The organism is Paenibacillus sp. TSA_86.1, from assembly GCF_052691815.1.
Genome location: NZ_JBQZGE010000003.1, coordinates 15,210 through 39,295, shown reverse-complemented (window position 1 = coordinate 39,295; position 24,086 = coordinate 15,210). Strand labels below are relative to the sequence as shown.

General features: G+C 47.6%; 20 protein-coding genes. 2 read left to right on the top strand and 18 right to left on the bottom strand.

The window, feature by feature from the left end:
* Positions 1 to 81: 81 nt before the first annotated feature.
* From crcB (ACUTVW_RS09255) to ACUTVW_RS09240, 4 genes are read right to left on the bottom strand one after another with little or no spacing between them, the layout of a single operon-like run.
* Positions 82 to 441, bottom strand: coding sequence for a fluoride efflux transporter CrcB (crcB, locus tag ACUTVW_RS09255; RefSeq protein ID WP_445645526.1), 360 nt, complete (start codon positions 439 to 441; stop codon positions 82 to 84).
* Positions 438 to 839 (bottom strand): fluoride efflux transporter CrcB, encoded by a 402-nt coding sequence (gene crcB, locus ACUTVW_RS09250; RefSeq protein ID WP_445645525.1) that lies wholly within the window; start codon positions 837 to 839, stop codon positions 438 to 440. Before crcB (ACUTVW_RS09250) ends, crcB (ACUTVW_RS09255) begins: the two co-directional genes overlap by 4 nt.
* 2 nt (positions 840 to 841) lie before the next feature.
* The gene (locus tag ACUTVW_RS09245; RefSeq protein ID WP_441924710.1) at positions 842 to 2,149 is read right to left on the bottom strand and encodes a replication-associated recombination protein A; all 1,308 of its coding nucleotides are present in this window, start codon (positions 2,147 to 2,149) and stop codon (positions 842 to 844) included.
* Between the two features lie 37 nt (positions 2,150 to 2,186).
* Complete coding sequence (locus ACUTVW_RS09240; RefSeq protein WP_445645860.1) at positions 2,187 to 3,107, bottom strand: LysR family transcriptional regulator; 921 nt, start codon at positions 3,105 to 3,107, stop codon at positions 2,187 to 2,189.
* 130 nt (positions 3,108 to 3,237) lie between these two features.
* Between ACUTVW_RS09240 and ACUTVW_RS09235 the strand changes: the two genes are divergently transcribed.
* A complete protein-coding gene (locus tag ACUTVW_RS09235; RefSeq protein WP_445645524.1) occupies positions 3,238 to 4,101 on the top strand; it encodes a DMT family transporter in 864 nt (287 codons plus the stop codon).
* Between the two features lie 59 nt (positions 4,102 to 4,160).
* Here the strand turns inward: ACUTVW_RS09235 and ACUTVW_RS09230 are convergent, their stop codons facing one another.
* From ACUTVW_RS09230 to ACUTVW_RS09175, 12 genes are all read right to left on the bottom strand, one after another.
* Positions 4,161 to 6,347, bottom strand: coding sequence for a HelD family protein (locus ACUTVW_RS09230; RefSeq protein ID WP_445645523.1), 2,187 nt, complete (start codon positions 6,345 to 6,347; stop codon positions 4,161 to 4,163).
* Between the two features lie 224 nt (positions 6,348 to 6,571).
* On the bottom strand, positions 6,572 to 8,386 hold the full coding sequence (locus tag ACUTVW_RS09225) for an ABC transporter ATP-binding protein (protein WP_445645522.1): 1,815 nt from the start codon (positions 8,384 to 8,386) through the stop codon (positions 6,572 to 6,574).
* A 37-nt stretch (positions 8,387 to 8,423) separates the two neighbouring features.
* Positions 8,424 to 9,722 carry an NCS2 family permease gene (locus ACUTVW_RS09220; protein WP_445645521.1) on the bottom strand — a complete coding sequence of 433 codons (1,299 nt, stop codon included), beginning with the start codon at positions 9,720 to 9,722 and terminating at the stop codon, positions 8,424 to 8,426.
* Between the two features lie 361 nt (positions 9,723 to 10,083).
* The gene (locus ACUTVW_RS09215; RefSeq protein WP_441924728.1) at positions 10,084 to 10,842 is read right to left on the bottom strand and encodes a tRNA threonylcarbamoyladenosine dehydratase; all 759 of its coding nucleotides are present in this window, start codon (positions 10,840 to 10,842) and stop codon (positions 10,084 to 10,086) included.
* Positions 10,843 to 10,860: 18 nt separating this feature from the next.
* The gene (gene aspS / locus ACUTVW_RS09210; protein ID WP_445645520.1) at positions 10,861 to 12,639 is read right to left on the bottom strand and encodes an aspartate--tRNA ligase; all 1,779 of its coding nucleotides are present in this window, start codon (positions 12,637 to 12,639) and stop codon (positions 10,861 to 10,863) included.
* A 192-nt stretch (positions 12,640 to 12,831) separates the two neighbouring features.
* Positions 12,832 to 14,085 carry a histidine--tRNA ligase gene (gene hisS, locus ACUTVW_RS09205; protein WP_445645519.1) on the bottom strand — a complete coding sequence of 418 codons (1,254 nt, stop codon included), beginning with the start codon at positions 14,083 to 14,085 and terminating at the stop codon, positions 12,832 to 12,834.
* A 352-nt stretch (positions 14,086 to 14,437) separates the two neighbouring features.
* Positions 14,438 to 14,569 (bottom strand): hypothetical protein, encoded by a 132-nt coding sequence (locus tag ACUTVW_RS09200; protein ID WP_445645518.1) that lies wholly within the window; start codon positions 14,567 to 14,569, stop codon positions 14,438 to 14,440.
* A gap of 437 nt (positions 14,570 to 15,006) precedes the next feature.
* Positions 15,007 to 15,453 (bottom strand): hypothetical protein, encoded by a 447-nt coding sequence (locus ACUTVW_RS09195; RefSeq protein WP_434749760.1) that lies wholly within the window; start codon positions 15,451 to 15,453, stop codon positions 15,007 to 15,009.
* 128 nt (positions 15,454 to 15,581) lie between these two features.
* A complete protein-coding gene (locus ACUTVW_RS09190; protein ID WP_445645517.1) occupies positions 15,582 to 16,088 on the bottom strand; it encodes a type 1 glutamine amidotransferase domain-containing protein in 507 nt (168 codons plus the stop codon).
* Between the two features lie 246 nt (positions 16,089 to 16,334).
* Positions 16,335 to 16,502 (bottom strand): hypothetical protein, encoded by a 168-nt coding sequence (locus ACUTVW_RS09185; protein WP_445645516.1) that lies wholly within the window; start codon positions 16,500 to 16,502, stop codon positions 16,335 to 16,337.
* A 100-nt stretch (positions 16,503 to 16,602) separates the two neighbouring features.
* The gene (gene dtd / locus ACUTVW_RS09180; protein ID WP_445645515.1) at positions 16,603 to 17,052 is read right to left on the bottom strand and encodes a D-aminoacyl-tRNA deacylase; all 450 of its coding nucleotides are present in this window, start codon (positions 17,050 to 17,052) and stop codon (positions 16,603 to 16,605) included.
* Between the two features lie 12 nt (positions 17,053 to 17,064).
* Entirely contained in the window at positions 17,065 to 19,242 is a 2,178-nt protein-coding gene (locus ACUTVW_RS09175) for a RelA/SpoT family protein (protein WP_434749756.1), read from the bottom strand.
* Between the two features lie 315 nt (positions 19,243 to 19,557).
* Here ACUTVW_RS09175 and uraA point away from each other — a divergent pair, with 315 nt between their 5' ends.
* Complete coding sequence (uraA, locus tag ACUTVW_RS09170; RefSeq protein WP_445645514.1) at positions 19,558 to 20,874, top strand: uracil permease; 1,317 nt, start codon at positions 19,558 to 19,560, stop codon at positions 20,872 to 20,874.
* 219 nt (positions 20,875 to 21,093) lie between these two features.
* Here the strand turns inward: uraA and ACUTVW_RS09165 are convergent, their stop codons facing one another.
* Positions 21,094 to 21,609: an adenine phosphoribosyltransferase gene (locus tag ACUTVW_RS09165; RefSeq protein WP_445645513.1), complete on the bottom strand. Its 516-nt coding sequence runs from the start codon at positions 21,607 to 21,609 to the stop codon at positions 21,094 to 21,096.
* A gap of 37 nt (positions 21,610 to 21,646) precedes the next feature.
* Positions 21,647 to 24,055 (bottom strand): single-stranded-DNA-specific exonuclease RecJ, encoded by a 2,409-nt coding sequence (recJ, locus tag ACUTVW_RS09160; RefSeq protein ID WP_445645512.1) that lies wholly within the window; start codon positions 24,053 to 24,055, stop codon positions 21,647 to 21,649.
* Between the last annotated feature and the right edge of the window lie 31 nt (positions 24,056 to 24,086).

The following is a 24,086-nucleotide window of genomic DNA, read 5'->3' as shown; positions in this document are numbered from 1 at the left end:
AAAAAAAGCCGTCTTTCATGTAATACCATGAAGGATGGCTTTTTTCCTGCTTTTTTTTGCAAAAAAATTAAAATAATTTAGTTATGCAGTTAACCAGACTCCTGCCATACACCCTAACACACCTGCCACGACAGAACTTACCACGTAAAGAATCGCTCGGGCATACCGCTGTTGTCCCATCAACGTTAATGTTTCGTAACCAAAGGTCGAGAAGGTCGTATATGCTCCGCAGAAGCCGGTTCCCCACACCACCCACGTTGCGTCTGGCAAACTTCCTGCTTGATGCCCGCCATACAACATGCCAAGGAGAAGAGAACCGCTGACGTTAATGATCCAGGTTCCCCAAGGAAAAGAAGTACCAAGTTTGCGGGAGGCAACCTTTCCCAGACTGTAACGGAGTAGTGCGCCTAACACACCTGCTAATCCAATCCAGATGATCACCTGGCATCACTCCCTTTTTGAGAGACAGCGAGCATTCCGTTTCCCAGCTTGATGCCAAGCGCGCAGAGTAGCAAACCTACCACTACACTTAATAGCAGATAAGCCGCTGCTTTCAACCACTCCCCACCCTCCGACAAACGAACGATATCCAGCGTGAACGTCGAAAAGGTCGTGAAAGCTCCGGTAAATCCTGTGCCGATGGCGAGGCGGAGATGCGGTGTTATTTTTTCCGGAATGGCGATGGTAAAAAAAAAGCCCAAAAACAGGCTGCCGATCGCATTGATCAACAGCACTGCCCATGGAAAACCTGTATTCGCCGCGGGTATCATCAGTTGAACGGTGTACCTGGTCAATGTGCCCAGGAAGCCGCCGGCTCCGATATATGCTAATTCTTTCATTTCTATAGCTCCCTGCGCCGCTGTTGGTTCAGCCTGATCTTTGACTCATTCCCTTGCTCTGTCGCTTCATAAAAAACTCTTCGAGAGAGCTGTTTCGGCAGATACTCCTGCTTCACATAATGTCCCGGGTAGTTATGCGGATACTGGTATCCCTCATGTCCCAGCTTCGCAGCACCCGAGTAATGTGTATCTCTCAGATGCAGTGGAACCTCGGCTGACTTCACCTCATCAATCGCGCTCATCGCTTTGGAAATGGCGGTGTACACCGCATTGGATTTCGGACTTTCGACCGCAAACAGAATGGCTTGTGCAATATTCAGCTTTGCCTCAGGCCAGCCATTATTCCGGTAAGCATCCAGCGCCCCAATGGCCTGGGTCATGGCCTGGGGATTTGCCAGTCCAATGTCCTCACTGCTCGCGGCAATCAGACGACGAATAAACGTCATTGGGTCCATACCCAGCTTCTCCACGGCATATAGAAACCAGAATAACGCTGCATCGCTCGAACCACGAATGCTTTTATGAAAAGCGGACAATACATCATACTGCGTGGACTCATCCGCTTTGACAATAGGACGGCGAATGGACTCTTCTGCGACAGCCAGCGTGATATGAACCGTTCCATCCTGCTCGGGCGGTGTCGTGAGCGCAGCCAGCTCCAACGCATTCAACGCACGGCGAATATCACCATTCGCCATTGTGGCAATGTGTGCCAGCGCTTCATCATCGGCTTGCAGTTCCATAAAACCAAGCCCTTTATCTGCATCGCTTAACGCTCTGCGCATTGCAATCAGGGAGTGATCCTTGTTTAAGGATTCCAGCTGGAACAGAGTGGAACGGCTCATCAAGGCTCCGTTTACATAATGAAAAGGGTTCTCCGTTGTTGCTCCGATGAAGATGATCGTGCCCTTCTCTACCGCAGGCAGCAGTGCATCTTGGCGTGAACTGTTAAAACGATGTACCTCGTCGAGGAACAGAATCGTTTTGGTTCCGTAGAGCTGTTTGTTCGTCTGTGCCTGCTCAATGACTTCGCGTACATCCTTGACAGAGGCATCCACGGCGTTCAGCCGTACGAATTGTCCTTGGGTATGCTGAGAAATAATATGGGCGAGTGTTGTCTTGCCGCATCCTGGCGGGCCGTACAGTAAAATGGAGGAAATCTGATCCGCCTCAATAGCTCTGCGCAGCAGTTTTCCCGGTCCGATGATCTGTTCCTGCCCTATATATTCATCCAGATGTTCAGGCCGCATGCGGTCTGCCAGCAATCTGGCCTGTGGCTGTGTATCCTGCTGAAACGAAAATAAGTCCATGGGTTTATCACTTCCTTAACGGATTGCCGATCTAATGCTAATCTAAATTGCCATGCAGTAGTGTATCTTTTGGATAACTTATGCTTTCTCCACTCGCTATCATATCACATTCCTGTGGAAGCATCGCCATAAATGCCCCAAGCGCACTGCTGACAAAAGCATCCTTACGCGTAATAAATCGTGTCATCATACGGTTCATTCCAGCAGGAAGCGAATGTTTACGTAACAGACCGTTTCGAATTTGCTGGCTAATGACGATTTCAGGCAGTAAAGAGATGCCCATTCCAGAGGCTACGCCACTGATAATGGCCTCCAGCGTCCCAAATTCCATAATAACAGGCCTGTGAACACCGCTCAGAAGCATCCAGTCCTCCAAAATTTTACGGTAGGAGCACCCCATACTGTAAACTAATATCGGCTTACGGGTTAGTTCATCCTCGGACAAGGCCGGAGACGAAACAACAAACAGCTCTTCATCAAATACATCGATCGATTTAATATCAGGATGGTCACAGGAACAGCCAATAAATGCCCCTTCCAATTCATACGCAATGACTTGATCAATAAGCATCTGGGAATGACCTGTAGCCAAAGCCAGAGAAACATCAGGATACTGGCTGTAATATTCCGAGAGAAGACGCGGCAGTCTTACCGCAGCCGCCGTCTGTATGGAACCAATTTGTAACGGACCGGATGGTGTATTGGTTGCCTGAAGCGCTCTTGAAGCATCATTCAACAGGCCAACGATCTTATCCGCATAAGTTAATAGAATTTCCCCTGCTGGAGACAACGTCATCCCCCGGTTATGACGGATGAACAATGGTGTACCTACCTCAGCCTCCAAATGCCGAATACGAGCCGTAACGTTGGATTGAACGTATCCGAGTTTGGCCGCAGCTCTGGTCAGATTTCCTTCCTGGGCAACGCACTGAAATATTCGAAGATCCCCGCTCTCCATCATGCCTCCACTCTGACATCATTCAAAATGATGTCCAGTTCATTTGTAATCATTATACTCCATGTCAAGAACGTACTACAATGAGTACTGAACATTAAACGTGTTACGCTACATCGAAGGAGTGCTCAACATGAATCCAGCCAAATACATCGTACTGATTATCGTAACAACCCTTATTATGGGTACTTCTTTTCCTGTGGGCAAAATAGGTATGGGGTACGCTCCACCATTTCTATTGATGGGCTTGCGTTACATTCTTGCAGGCGGTTTGATGGCTTTAGCTCTGCGTAAGCGTCCTTTACCAAAGAAATGGCAAGCATGGGGTAAAATCATTCTCATCGGTTTGTTCCAATCCGCCGGGGTAATGGGCTGCGCCTATTACAGCATGAACTGGATTTCATCCGGTGAATCCGCCATCCTTACATTTATGAATCCGCTGATCGTCATTATTTTCAGTGCGCTGTTATATGGTATGACTTATCGGTTAAGCCAGTGGATTGGCGTAATTATTGGTTTTGCAGGCATCCTGCTCACTTTCGGATGGCATATGAGCTTCTCCCCAGGAACCTGGATCGGTTTCGGGGGCGCGATTTCTTTTGCCGTATCTACGTTGCTTATTAAGCGATGGGGTAGTGGTTACGATACTTTCGTGCTCACGGCTTATCAGATGCTTGCGGGAGGCATAGCATTGCTTCTGCTGAGTGTATGGACGGAGCAGCCACATTTTACAGTAACAACAGTCTCGATCTTATCTTTGATATACTTGACGCTGATTTGTTCCATTTTGCAGTTTTCTCTCTGGTTTTATCTGTTACAGCACAGTGACCCCGCCCAAACTAGCTCCTACCTGTTCCTTGCACCGTTCTTCGGCGTGCTTTCAAGCTGGATTTTGTTAAACGAGCAGGTTGAATGGTACGTTGGAGCAGGAGGTGCACTGATCGGTGCAGGCATCTATCTGGTGAACCGAAGTTCAGCAAGTACCAAAAAGGCATGACGAGGATTTGCTCCACATCATGCCTTTCATCTATATATAACCCGGTACAGTCTATTCGTTTATGAAACTGTCTCATCCGGCCAACCCTGAATCGTAACCTGCTCTCCCTCGGGATTGTGCGTTGCCGCAGCATACTCTGGCATGTTGCCGTCATGGAATAACCACAACTCATGCAGTGCCCGTGTACAGCCGACATAGAGCAGTTTCGCATCACCCGCGCCAGGCAAATAATGCTGCCCATCCACATCAGCTACAATAGCTGCATCGAATTCAAGCCCTTTGGACAGATACACGGGTAAAATGGAATGTCCGCCGCTGTACTGCTTTTTGCCGCCGTCGATCAGGTTCAATTCCCAACCCGCTGTCTGCAGCTCACGGTGAAGTTCCCTCGCTTCATGCAACGTTCGCGTCAGGATCGATACCGTCCGATAATCTTTGCTTGTCAGAATGTTCAAGGCCCGCTCCAGACTTCCTGTCCGTCCTTCACTTCCATAAGGCAGTGTACGCACCGGATCACCACTCCGAAATACCGGGATCGCCGTAATGCCGCTCTGCACACCCTGTTCCAGAATCGTATTGGCGTAATCAATGATTTCCATCGTGGAACGGTAGCTTCGAGTTAAGGCAAAGTACGCATTCTGCTCTTCCGGAAATAGTGAACTCATCTCATCCCACGCATGAACACCGCGGTACTCATGAATACCTTGAGACAAGTCCCCAAGAATAGTGAAGGAATGCCCCTTCACGAACTGATCCAGCAACGCAACATGAAATGGAGAGAAGTCCTGTGCTTCGTCAATGACAACGTGATCAAAGCGCTCCGCTCCTTCAATGTCATGAACCAGCGTATGGATATATACGAGTGCAGGAAGATCCTCTTCCCGAATGACATCTTGTTTCAGGTCTGCACCAGTTTGTTTCATGATCGCTTTGGGTATTAAGCTGCTTAGCTCAGCAGGCACTGACCCGCCTTTTACCGCCTTGAACAGCTGTTTGTACAGTGTCAGCGGTATGTACTCAGGCCACTTTTTGGCATAGGCTTTCTCCCGGGTCGCTGCCTTTTTCTTGCGTTCTTTACGCACCGTCTCAGGCATCGGCTTTTTCAATTCCATTTCAATCCAGCGGTGAATACGTGCCATCACCCGCTCTTTGCGTTTCGCCAGCGGATAATGTTTGTACTCCGTACCAAACCAGTTTTCAATCTGCTGTTTGCCGAGTAAGGCTCCATCCCACGGACTGAAATCGAGATCAGGCACAGACGCTTCTTCCATCCCCGATAACCACTCACGAATCAGCTGCATAAAACGAATGGACCCTTTGTAACGCCCGGGAACATCATCGTTCAATTCAGGCCGTGTAGCAGGGGTTTCAAACCACGTATGCAGTGTTTCCGACGCATCGGCAAGCGGCAGTTCAAGCCCCAGCAGGTTCATCGCCCAATCCGGGAACGTCTGCTGCTGAATATCCCCTACACCAAGCTCTGGCAATACATCCGAGATGTAATCGAGGAACATATGGTTGGGTGCAAAAATAACCATTTTCTCCGCCGACACCTGCTCCTTGTACTGGTACAGCAAAAAAGCAAGTCGATGCAGGGCAACCGTCGTTTTCCCTGATCCGGCGACTCCCTGAATGATCAATGCGGTGTTTCTCGCCGCACGAATGATCTGATCCTGTTCGGCCTGGATCGTCGATACGATATCCCGCAGCTTATTGTCCTTATTTTCACCAAGGCGGTACACGAGGAACTCATCGGATACGGCGGGCTGGTCACTGTCCCGGTTATACGTATCTGCCACTCGCTCCAGTATGCGCTGACGAATCACGACATTTCGTTTCAGATATACAAGACCTTCAATCAGCCCTTCAGGGGCTTCATACGTTGCAGAGGCTTCTCCTCCGGTAAAAGAGTAAAACAGGCTTGCGACAGGAGCGCGCCAATCGATCACAAGCGGATGCTCGCCGATCTCTTCGCGGTCTACGCCGATTTTGCCAATATACAGCGGTTTCCGTGCACCACTGCCCTGCTCTTCGAAATCCAAGCGTCCGAAATAGGGTTGCTGCGCGCTCTTGGACAAGGCATTCCGGCGCTCTTCACGTCCGGATTCCAGCACTTGCTCCGTGAAGTCGTGGCCGGTATACACCGGGAAATTCCGCAGCCGTTCCAGCTGGCGATCCACTTCTTCCATCGTTCGCTCTAACCTGTACTCTTCTTCTTGATAGGCACTTTGAAAGCTGTCTGACATGTTTCAGTTACCTCCTAAGAATATATGTTTGCTCTGCATCGCTGTAGATCGCGCAATACAAAAGGATATCCAATATATCACAAAGGGCAACTGAAAGCCATATCGATTTTCCATATGAACAAAACAAACATGAAGCCCTAACCAAAAAAGAAGGACTCTGCTGAGTGATACCTTCACAGGTATCGCAGAAATCCTTCGATCCTCATCCCTCTATCGAGCGAGCGTTACTCTTTGTTTCGTATTTCTCCATTGCTGCTTGCATCGCCATCTCCGTCCTGCGCCACAAACTGCTTTTGTGCAAGCTCCCGATACACGGGATGTGTACTCATTAGTTCTGCGTGAGTTCCCGTTCCAGTCACATGCCCATGTTCCAAAACAACAATTTGATCCGAATCCACAACCGTGGACAATCGATGTGCAATGACAATGGTTGTTCTGCCTTCCATCAGATTGGACAACGCCTGTTGTACTTCGTATTCCGAGGTACTGTCCAAACTCGATGTGGCTTCATCCAGCATGAGAATATCGGGGCTACGCAGCAATGCACGAGCAATGGCGATCCGCTGACGCTGTCCGCCGGATAATTTAATCCCTCGTTCGCCCACTTCCGTGTCGTAGCCTTGCGGCAACTTGTTAATAAAATCAGCCGAATATGCCATTTCCGCCGCTCTGCTGATCTCCTCCATCGTCACCTCGCGATCCAGACCGTAGGTGATGTTGTCTTTGATCGTACCTGCCATTAGCGGGCTTTCCTGTGATACATATCCGATCTTGTTACGCCAGGAGGATAATGAATACTCTGCTATCGCTTCTCCCCCATATGAGATGTAACCGGAGTCGGGAACATAAAACTGCTCTAACAGCGAGAACAATGTCGATTTGCCGCTTCCGCTCGGACCAACGATCGCTGTTACTTTGCGAGTCGGAACGGTTAGATGAATGCCGTGCAACACTTCTTCACCTGTAACATAAGAGAAATGTACATTGTGAAAGGCAATCGTCTCATTCCCTTGAGGAGCCAGCTTCGTACTGTGATCCGGTTCTTCCTCATCCGCAAGAATCGCCTGAATGCGCTCGGTGGCACCGACTACTTTTTGCAGACGTGAATACAGGGTCGTGAACTGCCCCATCGGCATAATGACCTGGAAGAGCAGCAGAATGAACGCAACCAGTTCCCCCGGTGATAACAGCCCCGAAGCTACGCGCATACCCCCAACCCCAAGAATAACAACGAGCACAGCCGTCATGACAAAAGTAAACAAGGGTCCGATCAAGGCCAGAATACGGGCTTCCTGTAATCCAAAAGCAAACATTTTGCGAATGCGGGAATCACCCGCCTCCGATTCCTGTTTCTCCGTCCCGTATGCTTTCACTAGTCGAATCTCACCAATAACCTGACTCAGCACAGACGTAAGTCCAGCCATCTCGTCCTGTTGCTTCTTCGAAATCTTGTACATCTTCTTGCCTACTGGCAGCAAAATCAGCATGGTCAGCGGCACCAGACTCAGAATAATAAGTGACATCACCCAATCCAGATAAAAGAGCAGTGCCACCCCGCCAATGACCGCGACGATATTGGAGACAAATGATACGAGATAATCAGCAATAAGTGTCATAATCTGGCTGGTATCATTCGTGATCCGGCTCATCGTATCCCCTGTGCGATTCCTGTCGAAATACGGCATGCGGAGTGATAATACCTTATTCCACAGCTGTGTGCGAAGGGTTGCTACGACACGTTGACCAGCGTAATTCAACATATAGATACTGATGCCTGAAGCAATCGCTTGAATAACAAATGCTCCGAGCAGCAGGATAATAACCGATTTGTTCAGCGCTGATGTGGTCAGCCCGTCGATTAGACCTTTGGTCATCAAAGGCACGATCAATCCGGCCGTCGTTTGAATCAAAGTCAGAATGAGAGCCAGGGTCAGAATCAATTTGGGCGGGTTCGTTGAAGCAATCAATTTGACAAAATCCTTGAATCCTTTCTTCCCTACCTTCGGCTCTTTGGACTCCGATTGCGGCTGTTCTTCCATTCCCCGTTCCTCCGTTCTCGATCTGTTCAATTAAGTTTTACAAAATACCATGCAGTACAAAGTTCGCCAAGAATAGGATTGAGATACCGTACATCACTACAGGTACTTCTTTTCCTTTTCCCGCAGCCAGTTTTGCCAGCGGATATGCGATAAATCCAAAGGCCATCCCGTCCACAATGCTATATGTAAAAGGAATCATGACCATGATGAGAAATGCCGGAAATGCCTCGGTAAAATCACTAAAATCCATATCACTGACACCCTGTACCATCAAACCGCCGATGATGATCAAAATGGGAGCAATCGCACTGTCGGGAATATACCCGAGTAGCGGAATGAAGAAAAAAGTAGCGCCGAACAGCACAGCTGTCACGAGCGGAGTCAGACCTGTGCGCCCACCTGCGGCAATGCCCGCGGTTGTCTCCGCTGCTGCCACGGGCGGACTGCTGCCAAAGATACCTGCCAGCACCGTGCTAATCGACAGTGCACGCAGACTGCCCTTGAACCTTGCCGGACGACCAATCATGTTCGTCTGGGCGGTAATAAGCCCTATATTTTCAAAAACAACAATTAATAACAGCAGGAACACCGCAATCCAGAACGCAATGTCCGCCAGCTTCATCAGAGACAATTCACCGAACAGACCGCCGTATTGACGCAGCGCATCCATGGCAGATACCGTTTTACCGGGGTGTACCGCTCCCAGCAAATAAGCAAGTCCTGTTCCGATCAGAATACTGATGAGCAGACCCCCCTGTACATTTCGAATGAATAAAATAACTGCCAGTACCAATGTCACACAAGCCGTAATGACATTTGGATCATTAAAATGTCCAATGGCAACAAATGTCGTCTGATGGGCTATTACAATGCTGCTCTTTTGCAATCCGATAAAAGTCAGGAACAATCCAATCCCAACCGTGATACCATGCTGTAGATTTTTCGGGATCGCTTCACTGATCATTTTATATAACGATGTAAAGGCAACGATTGCAAACAGTACGCCAGTTACAGCAACAACCGCCAACGCCTCTTGCCAAGTCAGCTTCATGGAGTGCACAAGTGTATATGTGAAAAATGCGTTGATCCCCATGCCCGGTACGACCACAATCGGTGATTTACCCCCGAAAGCCATCAGCAAACATCCCGCAATAGATGTCAGTAATGTACCAACCATTGCTGCCTGCAGTGGCATCCCCGCATCGGCAAGAATCGTTGCATTCACCATAACAATATAAACGACTGCAAAATAGGAAATGGCTCCAGCCATAATTTCCTTCTTCCACTGATCTTCTGGTTCCATGCCCAGCTGTCTGGACAACCATCCGTGTTTCATCCGTTCTGTTCCCCTCTCTCTATTTATAACTTCAACTAAAGAATGAAAGCTTAGAGGCGAACGCTTCGCTTCTCCAGCTTTTTTCTGTCCTCTCCGTTCTCGTGTAAAAAGTTAAGTTGAACCTACACGCCTCAATTCTCTATGTATGTATCATCATTTCGCGCAGCACATCATATCATACACCGTTTTCAAAGTGAAGTACATGACGTAATCCTGACATATTGAATGACACATCCAAACACCTATCCATTCTGTTATCAAGGTATCGCAAAAAGAAAAGCACCAAAAAACGCAGGTGCACTGCACCCACGCTTCATGGTAAACCTTTTACTTTGTTGAAGAGTAAACAGGTTGTTTCGATTTACGCCTCTGACTTCTCTGCTTTCTCAAGCAGATCTTTTACCGCAACGCTGACCATAATCAGTCCGGCTACTGGTGGAACAAAGGCATTACTTGCTGGCGGCTGTTTCGCTTTGCGAATCTCCGGCGCATTCTCCGGAACGATTTTCTGCGTCACATCTGCACGCGGCTTAAGCGGCTCCTCCGTAGAGAATACCACTTTTACGCCTTTTTTGATGCCGTCTTTACGTAGCTTGGTGCGCACCACACGGGCAATCGGGTCCATAGACGTTTTCGAAATATCCGCAACCTGGAATTTCGTCGGGTCCATTTTGTTTGCAGCACCCATACTGGAGATCATCGGAATTTTACGTTTCAGGCACTCTTTGATGAGATGCACTTTGTAAATAATCGTATCGGAAGCATCCAGCACGTAATCCAGCTCGTACTTAAACAGTTCCTCATACGTTTCTTCGGTATAAAACATGTTCAGCGCAATGGCGTCACATTCCGGATTGATCAGTTTCACGCGTTCTACCATCAAATCAGCCTTTTTCTGACCTACCGTGGTGGTAAGTGCATGAATCTGACGGTTGATGTTGGTGATATCCACCACGTCTTTGTCAATCAGGATAATTCGGCCAACGCCGCTGCGGGCAAGGGCTTCTACAGCAATACCACCCACACCGCCGATGCCGAGTACGGCTACCGTACTATTTTTGAGCGTATTCAGACCTTCAGGTCCGATCGCTAGCTCTGTTCTTGAAAATTGATGGAGCATTGAGAATCGATGCCTCCTTTATTTCTTTTCCGCGACTGGCTTACGAGCAACACGGATATGAAGCTGTTCCAGCTGTGATCCATCCACTTCGGAAGGTGCATTCATCAGCAGATCGGTTGCACTTGCCGTTTTCGGGAAGGCAATCGTTTCACGCAGATTTGTGCGCCCTGCCAGCAGCATCACGAGACGGTCCAAACCGAAGGCGATCCCGCCGTGTGGTGGTGTACCATATTCGAATGCTTCTAGCAAATATCCGAATTTATCGTTAGCTACTTCTGGTGTAAGTCCAAGCGCAGCAAACATTTTTTCCTGCACATCACGTTTGTAGATACGCATCGAACCGCCGCCTACTTCATAACCGTTCAGAACAAGGTCATAGGCTTGAGCGCGGATTGCACCCGGGTCCGTGTCGAACAGATGTACATCTTCGTCTTTTGGACGTGTGAACGGATGGTGTTCTGCCACATAACGTTTGGCATCTTCATCATATCCGAGGAGTGGGAAGTCCACAACCCAAGCGAATTTGAATTTGCTGTCATCGATCAGTCCAAGTTGACGTCCGATTTTCAGACGCAATGCACCCAATACGTCAGCAACCACTTTTTTCGTATCTGCAGAGAAGAGCAACAAGTCGCCATCTTCGGCACCTGTACGTTCTTTGACAGCTTCAATTTCTTCAGGCGTGAAGAACTTCACGATTGGCCCTTTGAACTCGCCGTCTTTCACTTGAATCCACGCCAGACCTTTCGCACCGTAACGGGCAGCGAATGGTCCGAGATCATCGATCTCTTTACGGCTCCATGTGCCACAGCCTTTAGCGTTTAGGACTTTCACTTCTCCACCTTTTTCGATGACGGAAGCAAATACTTTCACGCCGCTGTTTGCTACGATATCGTTCATTTCAACCAGTTCCATACCGAAGCGCAGATCTGGTTTGTCGGAACCGTATTTACCCATGGCATCTGCATACGTAATCCGTTGGAAAGGCAGCTCCAGCTCGATCCCTTTCGTTTCACGAAGCAATTTCGCCATTAACTCTTCCATCATCGGCAACAGGTCATCTTGTTGCAGGAAGGAAGTTTCAATGTCGACCTGAGTGAATTCCGGTTGACGGTCTGCACGCAAGTCCTCATCACGGAAACAGCGAGCGATCTGATAGTAACGCTCAACGCCACCCACCATCAACAATTGTTTGTAGATTTGCGGGGATTGTGGCAGGGCGAAGAATTCACCTTCATGTACACGGCTTGGTACGAGATAGTCACGCGCACCTTCCGGGGAACTCTTGGTCAAGATTGGTGTTTCTACCTCAACAAACTCTTCACCGTCCAGGTAATCACGGAACACTTTAGATGCTTTGGAACGCAGTTTTAATGTTTCGAACATTTCTGGACGACGCAGGTCCAGGTAACGATATTTCAAACGCAGGGATTCATCTACCTCAACGCCATCTTCGATGAAGAATGGAGGTGTTTTGGCTGCATTCAACACTTCGATTTCCGTAATTTGGACTTCGATCTCGCCTGTTGGCAAGTTTTTGTTTACGGTCTCTGCATCACGTTTAACCACTTTACCTGTTACCGCAATGACATACTCGCTACGTACACGATCTGCAATTTGCAATGCTTCACCGGAATATGCCGGGTTAAAGACAACTTGTACAATTCCGCTACGGTCACGCAGATCGATAAAAAGTACGCCCCCCAGGTCACGGCGGGTCTGCACCCAGCCGTTCAATGTTACTGTCTCACCGATATGTGCGTTTGTTAATGCGCCGCAATGATGACTTCTTTTCATAACCAAACTCCTCTTATGTGAAATTTCCGTTCTGTGCAGACAAGACCGTAGCCTGCCTTACACAATCCGGTTACGTGAAAATTTATATTCGAAAGGCATCCTGTCTCTGGAGATTACCATCCGTACAACCGGAATCCTTTCCCCATAGCCGCTTGCCGATTCTACAATTACTTGCCATTCCCTCGTTGAGTCTTAATGTTTTCCACGTACCGTTGCCACCAGATCATCCAGCTTCACAGTCTGCTGCTCACCTGTATCCATCGCTTTGAGTGAAATCTCGCCACGCTCCAGTTCATCATCTCCAAGAATCGCCGTATAGCGAGCTTTGAAACGGTCAGCTGATTTCATCTGTGCTTTCATTTTGCGGCCCAGATAATCACGCTCACCGGATAAGCCGGATTGACGTAACTTGAACAGGAGTCGATTGACCTCACGATCCGCTGACTCACCCAGAGCGACGAAATATACGTCGAGCGGAGCGAGTGTAGTGACCTCAATATTCTGGTGTTCCAGAATGAGCTGAATACGCTCCAGACCAATACCAAAGCCGATGCCCGGCTGATCCGGTCCACCGATATCGCCAACCAGACCGTTATATCTGCCGCCTCCACCAACGGTATCAATGGCTCCAATCCCTTGTGCTTTTAGCTCGAATGCGGTCAGGGTGTAATAATCAAGCCCTCTCACCAGACGGTTGTTCACCGCATAGTCTACGCCGAAATCGTCCAGATAAGCCTGCAGCTTGGCAAAATGACTCAGTGATTCCTCATCCAAGCTATCCAGAATAGACGGGGCTCCAACGAATTTATCCTGATCGACTTTACAATCCAGCACACGCAGCGGGTTACGCTCCATCCGGGATTGGCAGTCTTTACAGAGTGAGTCCTTCATCGGTCTCAGGAAACCCAGTAATGTCTCGCGGTATTCCGCACGACTAGTTGCATTGCCTACCGAGTTAATCTCTACTTTGACATCTTTTAGGCCTAGCTCGACACACAGCTGGTAACCAAGTGCGATCACTTCAGCATCGATTGCCGGATCGACTGCACCAATGGCTTCTACACCAAACTGATGGAACTGGCGCTGACGGCCTGCCTGCGGACGCTCATACCGGAACATCGGTCCGATATAATACAGCTTGCTCACATCCGGTTCGCCATACAGCTTATTCTCCACGTAAGCACGAACTACACCTGCTGTGCCTTCCGGACGAAGTGTCATGCTGCGATTGCCTTTGTCATCAAAGGTGTACATTTCTTTCTCCACGATATCCGTCGTTTCTCCAACTCCGCGTACAAACAAAGACGTTTGTTCGAAGATCGGCGTACGAATCTCGCGGTAATTAAAGCGACGGCACAGATCGCGTGCTTTTTCTTCTACATACTGCCACTTCTCGACTACACCAGGCAGTAAATCCTGCGTTCCTGTCGGTTTCTGAAAAGCCATCTGTATCCCTCCAGCATTGATTTTCTCTGTAGACGTTAATTATCAATGTACACTTGACCACTTCGATTGTAGTACCATCTTCCGATCGCTGTTATCCCCGAATTTTCCTGATCTAACTTTTAGAAATGTTAAAAATCCGGTGATAAAGGCGAACACTTCGTTTCTTCAGATTGGTTCTACACTCTACGTTCCCGTGTACAGGGAGAATTAACTTGAAAACAAAAAAATCCCTCGCCCTGTGTGCTTATAAAAAGCAAACAAAGGGACGAGAGATTGTATATACATTCACCCGTGGTACCACCCACATTCCGGAAGCCTGATCCTATAGCCGTTCAGGTTGTCGTCTGCTGAGTCAGGATGAATATAATACATCCAGATCACACAGCTCTTCCGCTCTACGTATAACGCACGTCATGCGCAGGCCGGCTACTACGATCCGCAGATTCTCTCTGCCTTGTTCGCCGTCTGTTCTCGGGGAAGTCATTCATCCGCTCATCAAGAGAATCCTTACAGCCTTGGGGATTCCTCTCTGGTCATGTGGGTACGGAGTACTTGGTCCCGTCATCAAATCAGTCATATTCTTCAAAAAACGACTTTAGTTGACTATAGTCAACGTATTATTTTCTGATTGTAATGAACCGCAGTACTAAAGTCAAGGGCTAACATGCAAAGATAGAAAAAAAATAACCTGCACACGGTGTGCAGGTTCAAAAGATATATAAAAAAAGGGGGTCATGTCTGTTATTATAAACGCACATTGTTAAAGGCTTGTGTTACTAACATTACAGTAATATTACAAAAAAGATAGCGCTTTAATTAATATATTTTTTTCTACAAAACTTTTTCTTTTTAGCCAAAAAGCCCTTACGCATTGCCCGGTATTATAACCAGGCAGCGTAAGGGCATGCTTGTATCTACATGTTAGTCTAATTCCTCCACGTAGGCATGGTTGGAGCGAAGCTTGTGAACAATGTCATCATAGTCCTCATCGCTTACTTTGGCAGACAGAACATAATGCAGATCATTATAATCAGCCGAAGTCACGTCTGCGGCATCCAGCATGTCTCCGTCCTCATTCACCCTGTTCCGGACGTCACGTTCAGCATCACGATTTACATCTGTGACAACTGGAATAACATTTTCGCTAGCTGCAACCCCAGGAGATGCTCCTACACCCATTGCACCGTTCGTCCCCACACCGCCTGCTGTATTATAAGGAACCAGTGGAACCATAACTCGTGTATCCCTGCCAATTGCAGCATCGAGTTGTCCTACTTCCAGTTGCTCGGTACGAAACGCTTGTAGTGAAGTTCTTGCACCCTCTGCCTCGTCTTCGGTTCGAAAATACGCCTGAATATGCTTTGCCATGTCAAACCCTCCTTTATGGAATGAAGTACAACGTGACGCCTCAAAAGGCAACACGAGCTAACTGTTGTTAGATACGTTATATATGTCAATAGAATGCCATAAAACCCTGATATTTAACCTTTGCATACTTAGATGACTTTCAGCAGTTCGCGGACAAATGCCGGTTCATCCTCTGGTGTACGGGATGTGATATAATTCCCGTCTACCACAGCTTCATGATCTTTGAACTCTGCTCCAGCGTTCACCATATCATCCTTCAGCGGTGGATAAGATGTGATTGTGCGTCCTTTCAACAGATCAGCACTGGCTAAAATTTGCGGGCCATGGCAGATCGCTGCAATAGGTTTATTTGCATTGTTGATTTCCTTCACAAACTTCAGAATATTCGCATCACTCCGCAAATTTTCCGGGGATGATCCACCTGGAATGACAACGGCATCATACTCTGAAGCATGAACCTCCGAGATCGCTTTGTCGGTTGTATAGGAGACTTTCCCCCCCTTACCTTTTAACGTTTCACCGGCTTTTAAACCGATAACTTGCACTTCGTGTCCAGCCTTCTTTACCTCATCATACGGTACCTGCATTTCAGAATCTTCAAAATCATTGGCAAGTAAAAAAGCAACTTTACTCATGATATATGTTCTCCTTTCCGTATTCGAATTCGGTGTAAACTTCAGTAATGCTGTCCTTTGGCACATCATTGGTGCCTCGCTTGTTATTACCCCGAGCAGCTTGATTTATAACAAGGCACATTGAAATGATTTTGCAAAATGTACCCCTAAAGACCAGCGCTCATAAATCATGCACAGCAAAAAGCCCCAGATTGCAAACCATCGGGGCCTTGAGTTTTGGAACTTTATTCACTTTTTAATTATGTCTTACGGACGCGGATGATAACCTTGCCTGTCTTTGTCCGAAGTTTGGAACATCCACATCGTTGAAACAGAGGTTGCCGCAGAACGGGCAAGGTGAAGTGATTCGGTAATATTTCCCGGGATCAACAGTGGCTCGATCCGAGCCTTGGTTACTTTTGCAGATTGGCGCATAATAAGAGTGACTCCTTTGGTCAACAGAGGATTCAGCGTTATAACAACGTTTTACTTTATCTCTTATTATGGCCTCTTTACAGAGCAATTATGCATAAATTCAGTCCCGAAGCGGACTTTCGAGCATCAAGGTCACCGGACCCCAGTTCGTAAATGTAACGTCCATCATCGCTCCAAAACGCCCCGTCTCGACCTGAATACCTTTATCACGCAGCAACTGATTAAACGTTTCATACAATTGCTCAGCCAGATCGGGACGAGCCGCAGCAGCAAAGCTAGGGCGTTTGCCTTTGCGACAATCACCATATAGCGTAAACTGGGAAACCGAAAGAACAGCTCCGCCCACATCGATCAGACTGAGGTTCATCTTCTCCTGCTCATCCTCAAAAATGCGTAGCCCGCTAATTTTCTCTGCCAAGTATATCGCATCTTTCTCGGTATCCTCATGAGTTATGCCTACAAGCAGCATCAAACCGGATTCGATTCTGCCTGTCAATTCATCTCCCACAGTCACCTGAGCCTCTTTGCAGCGTTGTACCAGCACTCTCATCTTAAGGACTCCTTACTGCATAATCCGGTGCACAGAATAAACGTCCTTCACCCGCTTGATTCGTTCCACGACGGCTTGCAGATGGTCTGTATTGCGAATCAGAATGGTGACGTGCACCAATGCTAATTTATTTTTATCCGTCCGTCCGGTGACGGCAGAAATATTGGTTTTACTTTCAGAGACAGCCTGAAGCACCTCATTGAGCAGTCCATTGCGATCATGACCTGTGATCTCAATATCAACACTGTAACTTGACTCGATATTCTCTTCCCACTCGACTTCAATCACACGTGCTGCTTCTTCCCCATCCCCGCTTGAAGGAATGTTTGGACAGTCGCTCCGGTGTACAGAAACCCCACGACCACGTGTAACATAACCGATAATGTCATCTCCAGGTACCGGGTTACAACACCGCGCAAAACGAACCAGAAGATTATCAATTCCTTTGACACGAATCCCGTTGGTGGGTCTGTTTCTGCGTTCAGGAGCCGGCTTCAATTCACGCATCTCGGAATTTAGTTCCAGCAAGTTGGATTCTTCCTGCTCTTTACGAAGCTTTTCCGTCGCCTTCGTGACAATCTGTGCAGCCGTAATACCGCCAAAACCAACGGCAGCCAGCATATCATCGATATCGTTAAACGCAAATTTCTTGGCCGCTTCCATCAGCTTGTCATCGGTCATCCACGCAGAAGGATCAAGTCCCATCCGTTTCAGCTCACGTTCGCAATTCTCCCGGCCTTTTTCTACGTTCTCTTCACGGCGTTCCTTCTTGAACCATTGTTTGATCTTGGCTCGTGCATGTGAAGATTTCGCAATTTTTAACCAGTCCTGGCTAGGACCGTAGGAATGCTTGGAAGTCAAAATTTCGATGATATCACCCGTTTTGAGATGATAGTCAAGCGGTACGATTCGGCCATTGACTTTGGCACCGATGGTGCGGTTCCCCACCTCGGTATGAATACGATAGGCAAAGTCTAACGGTACGGAGCCGCTTGGCAGTTCAATGACTTCACCTTTTGGCGTAAATACAAACACCAGATCGGAGAAGAAGTCCATTTTGAGAGATTCCACAAATTCGGAAGCATCCTGTGCTTCATTTTGAAGTTCAAGAATTTCCCGGAAAAAGGTGATTTTATCTTCAAACTGAGGCCCTGCCGCAGTTCCTTCCTTATAAGCCCAGTGTGCCGCAATACCAAACTCGGCTGTACGATGCATATCCCAGGTACGAATCTGCACCTCGGTTGGCTCACCATTGGGACCCACCACGGTTGTATGCAAGGACTGATACATATTGGCTTTAGGCATGGCAATATAGTCCTTAAACCGTCCAGGCATAGGCTTCCATAAGGTGTGGATTATGCCGAGTGTAGCATAACAATCCTTAATATTATCCACAATAATACGAATCGCAAGCAAGTCATAAATTTCGTTAAACTGCTTGTTTTTGGTCGTCATTTTTTTAAACACACTGTAGATATGTTTCGGTCGGCCAGACAGGTCTGCCTGAATGCCCATCTCTTCCAGCTTGCTCGTAATGCCGTCCATTACGGTGTCGATATATTGCTCACGTTCTGCACGTTTCTTATGCATCAAGTTAGCGATACGGTAGTACTGTTGCGGATTCAAATAACGGAGGGCGATGTCCTCCATTTCCCATTTGATCGCAGAGATCCCCAAACGGTTTGCAATCGGACAAAAAATCTCCAGCGTCTCATAGGAGATCCTGCGCTGGCTTTCTTCCGACTGAAATTTGAGGGTCCGCATATTATGCAGACGGTCAGCCAATTTAATCACGATGACACGGATGTCCTGCGCCATGGCGATGAACATTTTGCGGTAGTTCTCGTTCTGCTGCTCTTCCTTGGAGCGGAACTGGATGCGTTCCAGCTTCGTCAAGCCGTCAACAAGCATGGCACATGTATTGCCGAAATGAGTGCGGATCTCTTCAAGCGACACCGTAGTGTCCTCTACTACATCATGAAGAAGCGCTGCAATAATGGAGATGGTGTCCATCTGCATATTCACAACAATGTCGGCAACCGCAAGCGGATGCAGAATATATGGTTCTCCTGATTTTCGCGTCTGTCCGTGGTGAGCCTGATCAGCAAATTCGTAAGCTTCTCGTATGCGCACCAGATCAGGTTCTTTGATATACGCCCCGGCCTTCTCGAGTAATTGCTCTATGCCCATTCTGATCTGTTCCGTGTCCTTTCTATACCAAATGGAACCCGTGACAATACATCAACACAGGTTCCTCCGTAAAAGTAATTTCCTATAATTATGACGCCTTGCCCGTTTCCCGTCAACTGCTGACGAATAAGAGCGTTTATCCCATTTCTTTTCTTGTTCGGATGTTATGTATTATTGCCGATAATTGCTGAAATAGAAGGTAATGGTAAGAAAATAAGTGTTTTACAAACCATTCCTGAAAAATGTTATTGCTTATTTGCAAGAAACTCTGTAATCTATTGAAAGTTTGTGTATCGGAAAAGGAGATGAGATTCGTTGCAACGCGAAATTCAAGTTGATCAAAAGATGCCTTTTGGCCCCGGGGCATTATTAAGTCTGCAGCATTTATTCGCCATGTTCGGCAGTACGGTACTGGTTCCTAACCTCTTTGAGGTTGATCCAAGCATGATTCTCTTGATGAACGGAATTGGTACCCTGCTATACATCCTGATGTGTAAAGGGAAAATCCCGGCATATCTCGGATCAAGCTTCGCTTTCATTGCGCCTGTCATGGTTGTCATCAAAGCACACCCCGGGAATGGTTATTCCATGGCCCTCGCAGCATTCATCGTAACAGGTATCGTATTCTGCCTCGTAGCTCTCATTATCAAATATGCCGGAACAGGCTGGATTAACGTCGTATTTCCTCCAGCCGTGATGGGTGCGATTGTTGCCTTAATTGGTCTGGAGCTTGTGCCCGTTGCAGCTGGAATGGCAGGACTGATTAATTCCAATCCTGTTAAGAACCCAGATTGGGTGCCGCAAGCTAAACCTATTATTCTTTCTATGGTCACCTTGGGCATCACTGTTATCGGTGCTGTCACGTTTCGAGGGTTCCCCAAAATTATTCACATCTTGATTGGTATCGTGTCCGGTTATGTACTCGGGTACTTTCTAAAAGAAGTGAAAACAGAGAATATTGCTAACGCAGATTTCCTCTCTCTGCCCACAGTAACCACCCCTACATTTGATTGGTCCATCATCTTCACCATTTTGCCGGTAGCACTCGTTGTTATCGTCGAACATATCGGACATTTGCTTGTGACTAGCAGCATTGTAGGCAAAGATTTGTCCAAAGACCCTGGACTGCATCGTTCCTTGCTTGGTAATGGTGTATCTACGATTATGTCCGGTTTCGTGGGTTCCACTCCGAATACCACGTATGGTGAAAATATCGGTGTTATGGCTCTGACTCGCGTCTACTCCATTTACGTTATTGGTGGCGCAGCCGTCATTGCGATCCTGCTTTCTTTCTCTGGCACGTTCTCGGCACTTATTGCGAACATTCCAGTACCTGTTATGGGTGGTGTCTCCCTGCTTCTTTTCGGGGTCATTGCAGCATCGGGTCTGCGTATACTAGTTGAACAAAAAGTGGATTTTGCCAAACCAACCAACTTGATTCTGACTACACTTGTACTGGTCATCGGTCTTAGCGGTACGGAAATTTCCTTCTATGGTGTACACCTGAAAGGTATGGCCCTGGCTACCATTGCCGGGATGGTTCTCAGCTTGTTGTTCAAGCTGTTAGAGGTGCTTGGCTTGTTGAACGAAGACACTCAAAAGCAGCTTGTTACGGAAAAAAAACCTGACTGATCAGAATGTTCGCATGCAAATTCGCGTAAGCTCATCCTAATTTTAAAACGTGTTTTTTTCAGAGAAACAACATTAAAAAGCCTGCTTCCCCAACTTAAAATGTTGGACAAGCAGGCTTTTTGCCAATCATTAATGCTGTATATTATTTCCCGGGAAACTGGGGAAGTCTACATTCATTATTCACAGCAATTCATAAGTTTCATAAGTTAATCTTACGTTTTAGTAATTCATCAACGTAAATACATTCATGTTCTCAGGCAATTTAGCTCGACCATTCAGATCAGATAATTCAATCAGGAAAGCAGTACCTACCACATTACCGCCCAATTGCTCAATCAGATTAATGGAAGTTGCAATGGTTCCACCCGTTGCAAGCAAGTCATCTGCGATCAGGACATTCTGCCCTTTCTCAATGGCATCTGTGTGCATTGCAAGTGTATCCTTGCCATATTCGAGATCATATCCCGCTTCGATTGTTGCTCCAGGCAGTTTTCCGCTTTTGCGAATTGGAGCAAAACCAACACCAAGAGCGTATGCCAGTGGGGCGCCCACAACGAAACCGCGTGCTTCAGGTCCAGCAATGACATCAATTTTCAGGTCAGAAACCATTTGTTTCAGTTCATTGATCGCATTGCGGTACATTTCTCCATCTTTCAACAATGTTGTAATGTCTTTGAAGCTGATTCCCGGTTGTGGAAAGTCAGGAATGACACGAATATACTCTTTAAAATCCAAAATAATCTCCTCCTAAAATAAATACACAAACTTCCATCTAAGATACGCCCTTCATCCGGGATACCATCCATTGTGTCAGTTGAGGTGTGGATGCTTCCAGCATCACCTGTTCTGTCTCGGCCATGTTTTCCAGCGCCTGATAATGATGTGCGGAAGTTAAATCACGTTTTGGCGGGTTGTCCATAACCGTAATTTTGCCGTCCTTCCGAGTAATGAAGGATAGCTCCTCAAATACATCAAGCATCATCGTGATCATACGCGTAGAACAACCACACTGACGACTGAGCACAGGAGTTATCTCTTGTTCCTCCACGGGTTCCGCTTTCCATTTGAGCACCAGCATATAAATACGCTTGAACAGTTCTCTGGAGGGCATCTGAAGTCGGTCTCGACGGTTGCCTGATCCGTGCAGAAGGATGATATTCTCGGCTCTGCTGAATAAAGCCAGCATTGCATCAAGTTGTTCCGGAGTTTCCGGCGTATCAAACACAAATAACGTCCGGACTTGTTCCCGGCCATACTGCTCTGCAGCAGCATTACACGGAAATAAACCGACCTTCCTATCATATACCCAAAGGCAAGGTTCATACAATGAATTTCCTTCAGAAACATTCGTTTCTTTTCGGACAATGGCTCCTATGGAACCCGCCTTATATTGCAAATGTACGTCAAGTGCGCCCAGGAAATGCTTCATTGCGTTTAACGGTTCAGCATGTCCACGCATATCAAATACCTGTGCCCCAGGAACATGGATGTCCTGCAGCATCAGCTGTGGCTTTCTCATGCCATTCCATTCATTGATAGACAGTTCCCCCATCACATCAATGACAGAACCTGGAGCGAGGAATTCAGCCAATGCTCCCTTGCCGAAAGCAACAGTTTCCAACTGCTGACCGTCTTGTTCCAGAACCAACTTCAAATGGCGTTTTTCCCGTCCCATGGTCCTGGTCTCCTTGACAGTTACCTTTCTCAGTACAAAACGTGGCGATGGATTGCTCATGCCAAACGGCTGCAATCTGTCAATCTCCTGGATCACCTTCAGTGGAACATCACTGATCCTGCATTCATCATCAGCCAGACGTTGAGGCATGAAGTCCCGCTCCGTCAGTACCGTTGCGGCAAATTTATTTAGACCTGCCTCAAGTTCTTCCAATTGATCACGATGCAAAGTCATTCCTGCAGCTGCTGGATGTCCGCCATAATGATCCATACTCTGTTTGTTCATGGTTAGTGCCTCATAGATATCAAGACCTTCAATGGAACGCGCAGATCCTTTGCAGACACCACTCTCGGGATCAATGCCCAGAATCAGTGTTGGACGATAATATCGATCCAGTAATTTGGAAGCCACAATGCCGACTACGCCGACATTCCACCCTTCACCCGCCAGTACGATCACATCCGGTACAGACCCGGAACGCTGCTCTATTTTCTGTTCTAACTGCGCGGTGGCTTCCTTTAGAATTCCCTCTACGACTTGCTGCCGCTCTCGATTGAGTAGATCCAGCTGTCCCGCAAGGGTATGGGCCTCATCCAAATCTTCCGTCGTGAGCAGTGATACCGCCCTCCCGGCATGATCCAATCGGCCGCTGGCATTAATACGTGGAGCCATGGCAAAAGCAATGTTGATGGAGGTCACCTGACTTTGATCCACACCACTAATCTCTAGCAGAGCGCTAACCCCAGGCAGCTTGGAACCTCGCATGGATTCGATCCCGTAACTCACAATCACCCGATTCTCACCTTCAAGCGGCATCAAATCAGCTACCGTTCCTATAGCGGCGATTTCCATCCATTCACCCGGCACTTCACCAATTAACGCCTGAGCAACCTTCAAAGCCACACCTGCTCCAGCCAGTCCCTTGAACGGATAGGGACAGCCCGGCAGTTTCGGATTAATTAATGCGAATGCCCCTGGTAAAACCTCAGGAGGTTCGTGGTGATCCGTAACAATGACTTCAATTCCCAGTGTTGCAGCATATGCGATCTGTTCAACAGCACTGATTCCCGTATCGACTGTAATGATCAACGTAACCCCTTGTTGATGAGCCCAGTCTAATGCATGGTTATGAAGACCATAACCCTCATTCGAACGGTGAGGAATATAGATATCGTATGACGCACCCAAATGACGCATCAGATGGATCATGAGCGATGTACTGGATACTCCATCGGCATCATAATCGCCGTAAATTAAAATATGTTCTTCTCGTTCCAATGCCCGCTTGATTCGAGGGATCGCTTCACTCATGCCCAGCAGCAGATAGGGATCATGCATCTGATTCAAATCAGGATGTAAAAACCGTTCTGCCTCCTTTTCATTGTGCACACCTCGGCTTACAAGCAAACGTCCAACGAGAGGGGAAACGGAAAGCGCCTGCGAAAGTCCCGCAGCCGCCTCCAGATTTATATGTGGTGTACTCCACCGATATTGCGAATAAAGCAACGATAACGCTCCTTTCCTGATCTACGAGACC